Source organism: Streptomyces beihaiensis (genome assembly GCF_026274175.1).
GTDB lineage: Bacteria > Actinomycetota > Actinomycetes > Streptomycetales > Streptomycetaceae > Streptomyces > Streptomyces beihaiensis.
Window position 1 is genome coordinate 1 of record NZ_JAPHNL010000139.1, and the last position, 5,573, is coordinate 5,573.

The window sequence follows — 5,573 nt, forward strand, 5'->3', positions numbered from 1 at the left end:
CCACATGGACCGGCGCCTGCCCCACCTGCCACCGCGACATACCCACCCCGACATCAACCTGACCAAGCACTACTAGTGTCTCGCGGCGCAAGGAACGCACCAACGTGGTGACACCAACGAGCCGCCTGGCCAGCGGCGTTGCACAGCCCTCCCTGCACGTCTTCCCGACAAGAGAAGGGCACCACCGTGCTTCGTTCTGCACTTGCCGTCGGCTGCGCCACAGCGCTCGCCGTCGCCGGACTCGCCGCCGCCGCACCCGCAGGGGCCAGCGAGCTCGCGCCGCACCACCGCATGAAGACCCACGCAGCACCCACAGCTACCGCTACGGGCGGCAACCTCTCCTACAGCGGTGGCAACGTCGTCACCAACCCGAAGATCTACGTCGTCTACTGGGGCAACCAGTGGGGCTCAGGTTCCACGGTCACCAACGACCCGTCGGGCGAGGCCGCACTGCAGCTGAACTTCTTCCAGCACGCCTACGGCAGTGGCGACACCTGGTCGAACTCGCAGACCCAGTACTGCCAGGGCGTTGCCGTCGGCACCACCCAGTGCAACGGCGCAGGCACGGCGGTGGGCCACCCCTCGTCCAACCCCGTGGGCGGCACCTGGCTCGACAACTCGACCAAGGTCGCCAGACGGCCGAGTGACGCCTCGATCGCCGCCGAGGCGGTCAGGGCCGCCGCCCACTTCGGGGTTTCCGGCGACAACGTCGAGGTCATCGTGGACCTGCCGCACGGCGTCGTGCCCAACGGCTTCAAAACGCAGTACTGCGCCTGGCACGACCACACCACCACCGGCTCGGGCGCCGACCTGCCGTACACCAACATGCCCTACATCAGCGACGCCGGTACGTCGTGCGGCGCGAACTTCGTGGCGACGGGGTCGTCCGGCGTCGACAGCGCCACCGAGGGCGTCACCATCGTCGGCGGCCACGAGTACGCCGAGACCCTCACCGACCCGGCACCCAGCAGCGGCTGGGTCGACGGCACCGGCTACGAGACCGGCGACAAGTGCGCCTGGATCTCCAGTGGGCAGGGGGCGTCCTCGATCGTCAGCCTGAACGGCACCGACTTCGCCGTGCAGTCGCTGTGGAGCAACAACTTCAGCGGCGGCGCCGGCGGCTGCGTTGTCTCCTACAGCAGTGCGAGCAACCAGCACTGACGGTGTGTCCATCACCGGAGGCCGAGCCCGCCGCTCACTCGGCGGGCTCGGCCTCCGGCCTCATCCCCGGGAGCACCATCGTGAACCGAGCCCTGCCCCTCCTGGCACTCGCGGCAACAGCCCTGCTGTGCGCCTGCAGCTCCGGCGCAGACGGTGCCGCTGGACCTCCGGCACCCACCCGGACCGCGCAATCACCTCCCCCCTGCGCACGGTTGCCTCAAGGCGTGCTGCCGCACTCCGCCGGGCAATTGACAGAGCAACACAGCGGTGTCTACTGCTTGCCGCGCGGGCAGCGGCTGGACATCTTCTTGACCGCTGGGAAGGGCGGCCGTTGGCAGCCGGTCCGCGTCAGCGGCAAGGATGTGCTCGCGCCGGCCAACACGGGGGTGATGACCGCGCCGGTGGGGGTGACCCCCGCAATGTTCGTCGGCGCCGGTGATGGCACGGCGGTGCTGACAAGCAGAGCACCGTCGGGAAACCGGTGGCGCGTGGTGATCGAGGTCAAGGGCTAGCCTCCTCGTTTGACCGCGGACACCTGAGACCGGCACCGGTGAGGGACTCGTCGTCGCCGACGGCGGCTGCGTCCGCCGCGACGGCTACTGGTACACGGACGACTGGAGCATGTACTGACGGCTCTGCCGCCGCGAAGCGCAGGCTGCGTACACGACCGGGAACCAGCCGCTCGGCGCACCCGTGGCCATCGCCTCGCGAAGTTCCTCGTTCTTTCTGCGCGCCTTGTTCGCCCCGCCCCCCCAGCCCGCGGCAGTCGCCGAGCGCCCCGGCGCCAGTCGTTGCACTGGGAGTGCTAGTCACCGCAGCGCTCCCGCGCTTGTCCGCACGGCCCCGGCCGAGCGGACGCTGCTGGACGCCACGTCTGATCGCGAGAACTGGGCGCCGATACGTCAACGTGCGCCCCCGCCCCACCAGCCACGGCCCCTTGGTGCCCGCTGCGCGCGCTTGGCCGCCTTTTCCAGCCGCCTTGCGGGCCGCGCGCGCCTCAGCGTCTGCCTGACGCTGTTCCTCGCGCTCCTTGGTCTCCTTCTCCGCCCGAACGCGGGATTCATCGGATGCTGCGGCACATAGTTGCGGGCCACTTGTTCCAGCCGGGCAAGCACCTGGTCGCGCGCGCCGGTGACGTGCTCGACCACCTTGGCTGCATACGCCTTGCGGTCGCCCATCCCGTCGGTCTCCTCGACGAGCAGGCCCCACGTGGTAGCCATACAGTCCCTCGCAGCGGTAAATGATCGCTCCAGGATGTCAGGCGCCGCCGCAGCCCCACCAGCTCGGGCCGGGGCTCGAACCGGGACCCTGACCGAAGCCGCGGCCCGCACGACACTGCCGGAATGCGAAGCCCGCTCCACGATCGCCTCCGCGGCACGACTGACTGCGGGGGACTGAGGGGCGCCGTTATGCTCGACGGGCAGACCACAGGGGGATCGGGGGATTTCACCATGACGACCAGACCATTCGGTGCGCGCCGGTACCGGCCCGCGCTGCCGGTGGGGCTCGCGCTGCTCCTCGGCATGGCGGCCACCGCCTGCGACACCGGGACGGGCGCCGCCGAACCCTCGCCGAGCAAGACGACGGGCATCGCCAAGCCCGACTTCGGCGCGACCACCGGCAACGCGTACTTCGACTACGCGGGCAAGACGTCCTACACGGACGGCCCGGGTGACCTGCTGGGCCCGCACTACTCCCTGCGCATCGACAGCATCGCCCTCACCGATCACCTCACCAAGCTCCAAGCCATGCGCTTCGTCGACACCGGCAGCTGGAAACCACCGGAGTACGACACCCTCAAGCCCGCGGCAGGGCACCGCTTCCTGCTCATCCACGCGGTGGGTCCCAAACACAACCCCGCCCTGCCGGACTACAAGCAGAACAACGCTCCGCCCAAGAAGGTGAAGGGCTCCGTCCGTGTCGGTGACACCGTCGTGCCCCTCCCCGACGACCTCCGCCGGCTCGCCCTGAGCAAGGACAGCGCCGGCTCGGCCACCATGCTGCTCAGCATCCCGGCCAAGGGCACCCCTTTGCTGCAGGTCAAGGACGCCGGACGCACCCAGTCCCTCGACCTCGCCAACGGGCGACGCGGCACGGACGCCATATCCGCCTTCTACCCCGTACGCTCCGGCAAGGACTGCAGCACCGGTGCCCTCCGCCAGTACCCGCGCACGTCCACCACCCTGGAGCTCAGCTGTGACTCGCTCTCCCTCCAGCCTTACGCGGAGGACGGCGGCTGGGCGCCCAAGGGCAAGGCGTGGCTCACCCTTTCCGGCACGACCATGACCGCCATGCAGGACATCGGCGGCCACCCTGTCCCCTTCGGAGCCGACCTCGATGTCCCGAAGAGCTTCTCCCTCGACATCGGAAACGGCACCCGGGTCACCGCCAAGGGCGACGCACTCACTGGCCGCCCCGTTGCCCCGGGCACGAATGGCCTTCCCGGGGTCGCCGCCAGCACGGGCCCCTACGGCATCCGCTTCCCGGTACCGACCGACTTCCGCACCGGCACACTCCACTTCAGCCCCCACGGCACCTTCACCCTCGATGGCAAACACACCGCCTGGTCCCCGTCGAAGTCCCCGGAGGCGCTTCGTCTCACCGTGAAGTAGGCGCCCTGTCCGGCACCGGGCCCAGGGCGGGCCCCCATACACCCGGATGTACAACCACCGCAGGAACGCCGAGTGTCGAGCGACCGAGCTCCTTCAGCCGCGTCACCCGATCGCGCATCAGCGGCTGCCCGATCGGTGGCCGGCCCACAGGAGCTCACTGGTCAGCCAGTGGCCTTCGCGGGGTTTCGGAGACTCGTACGGTGCACGTGCACGGTGACAGCCGGGAGCACCTCGGCGTCTATCTGCTGCACCCTGCGGTTCACAAACTGTTCGAACTCGCCAAACGCAGACTTCACGCGATGGCATGCACTCGACCACTCTTGGGTGGTTTCCTTCTCTGTCTTAGGGCCCAGTCGGGATGCCCGTGCATGCTGAAGATGGTATTCACGGCGTCACGGATGGAGTGGCTATATGCTGCGCCTCCTTCTCGACATCCCTCGTCAGATCAGTCATGGCCTCGATGGCGCTGCGCGACTGGGCGTCAGGTCGACGCCGTTCACGGCGCTCGGCACCGGCGGCCTGCTCGGCCAGGTCGAGGGCCGCACCGTCGCCGATGTGCTCGCCTGGTTCGCCGCCACCCCGCTGACCTGGAGAAAGAGCATCGAGTACGCGGCCATCGACATGTCGTCCACCTACCGCGCCGCCGTGCGTACCGGTCTCCCGCAGGCCACCGTCGTGGTCGACCACTTCCACGTCGTCCAGCTCACCGACAAGATGCTGTCCATGGTCCGGCGCCGCACCACCGCCGAGACGCGCGGCCGACACGGACGCGCCAGGGAGCCGGAATGGAAAGCCGAGCGGCGCCTGCTGCGCAACCGCGAGGACCTCACCGACGAGCAGTTCGCCACGATGTGGAACACGCTGCTGGGCGAAGGGACGATCGGCCAGACCCTGCTGACGGTATGGATCGCCAAGAAGAACCTGCGCAACGTCCTCGCCCTGGCGAGAACCGGCGCCGACCGCCACCAAGTCGGCCACGCCCGCTGGAAGTTCCTCACGTGGTGCGCGGACTCCGACATCCCCGAGGTGCGGCAGCTCGCCGTCACCGTCGACCGCTGGTGGGCCGAGATCGCCGCATTCATCGACACCGGGCACAGCAACGCCAAGAGCGAAGGCACCAACCGCGTGATCAAGCTCGTCGCCCGCAACGCGTTCAGCCTTCGCAATGCCGACAACCAACGGCTACGGACATGCTGCGTCACCACCCGCCGGGCCCGCGGACACCTCCGCACCGCCCAGCTTTGAAGCCCCTCGTTGACATCCTTCACGCGAATGTCAACGACACGGCACGACGCTCCGTCACCACCGAAAGTGAGATATAGGGCCGTTCGTTTGACAGACCCCTACGACCGGTTGGCCACGGCATTCCCAGCCCTGCGCAGCCGGCTTTCCAAGGTGGTGCCTCGTCAGCTTGGAGTGCTGATTGTTCCAGGTTTTCAGAACACCGCTGGTGTGTTTGTTCTGGGAGTTCAGAAGTATCGCTTTGGCATTGTGTCAGATCAGTTATGTTTTGTGGTGCTCTTACATGCCATCAGAATTCTCCAATTGCTGATATCCTGTCAGTTTTGCTGGCTGCTCAATACCCGGACTCTGTCCGGGTATTGAGCAGTTTTCGGTGGGTTGTGAGTGTGTTTTCTCCGGCGAGTGACGCAGATCGCTGTGCTTGTTGCCGCGCTTTCACGGAGGCCGCGGAGCGGACTTCGTGTCCAGATCGCGGAGCGGGCTGGACCTGCCCCGGAGGGGCAGGTGATGTGTCGTCACGAAGTGACGACACATCAATTCTCGGGCGGAGCCCGAGAA

At 67.8% G+C, this 5,573-nt stretch carries 5 protein-coding genes; 4 read left to right on the forward strand and 1 reads right to left on the reverse strand.

The annotated features are described in order from the left end of the window. Positions 1–186 precede the first annotated feature (186 nt). Both OFY01_RS14505 and OFY01_RS14510 read left to right on the forward strand, forming a co-directional pair. Positions 187–1,161 carry a hypothetical protein gene (locus OFY01_RS14505; RefSeq protein ID WP_266599940.1) on the forward strand — a complete coding sequence of 325 codons (975 nt, stop codon included), beginning with the start codon at positions 187–189 and terminating at the stop codon, positions 1,159–1,161. A gap of 224 nt (positions 1,162–1,385) precedes the next feature. Then, positions 1,386–1,673, forward strand: a complete 288-nt coding sequence (locus tag OFY01_RS14510) for a hypothetical protein (protein WP_266599942.1) — start codon at positions 1,386–1,388, stop codon at positions 1,671–1,673. A gap of 390 nt (positions 1,674–2,063) precedes the next feature. Here OFY01_RS14510 and OFY01_RS14515 read toward each other — a convergent pair whose 3' ends face one another. Then, positions 2,064–2,381 (reverse strand): hypothetical protein, encoded by a 318-nt coding sequence (locus OFY01_RS14515; protein ID WP_266599944.1) that lies wholly within the window; start codon positions 2,379–2,381, stop codon positions 2,064–2,066. A 231-nt stretch (positions 2,382–2,612) separates the two neighbouring features. On the opposite strand from OFY01_RS14515, the gene OFY01_RS14520 reads away from it, so the two are divergent. Together OFY01_RS14520 and OFY01_RS14525 are read left to right on the forward strand one after the other, a co-directional pair. Continuing rightward, complete coding sequence (locus OFY01_RS14520) at positions 2,613–3,773, forward strand: hypothetical protein (RefSeq protein ID WP_266599946.1); 1,161 nt, start codon at positions 2,613–2,615, stop codon at positions 3,771–3,773. Positions 3,774–4,184: 411 nt separating this feature from the next. Beyond that, complete coding sequence (locus OFY01_RS14525) at positions 4,185–5,018, forward strand: transposase (protein ID WP_266599948.1); 834 nt, start codon at positions 4,185–4,187, stop codon at positions 5,016–5,018. Positions 5,019–5,573 lie beyond the last annotated feature (555 nt).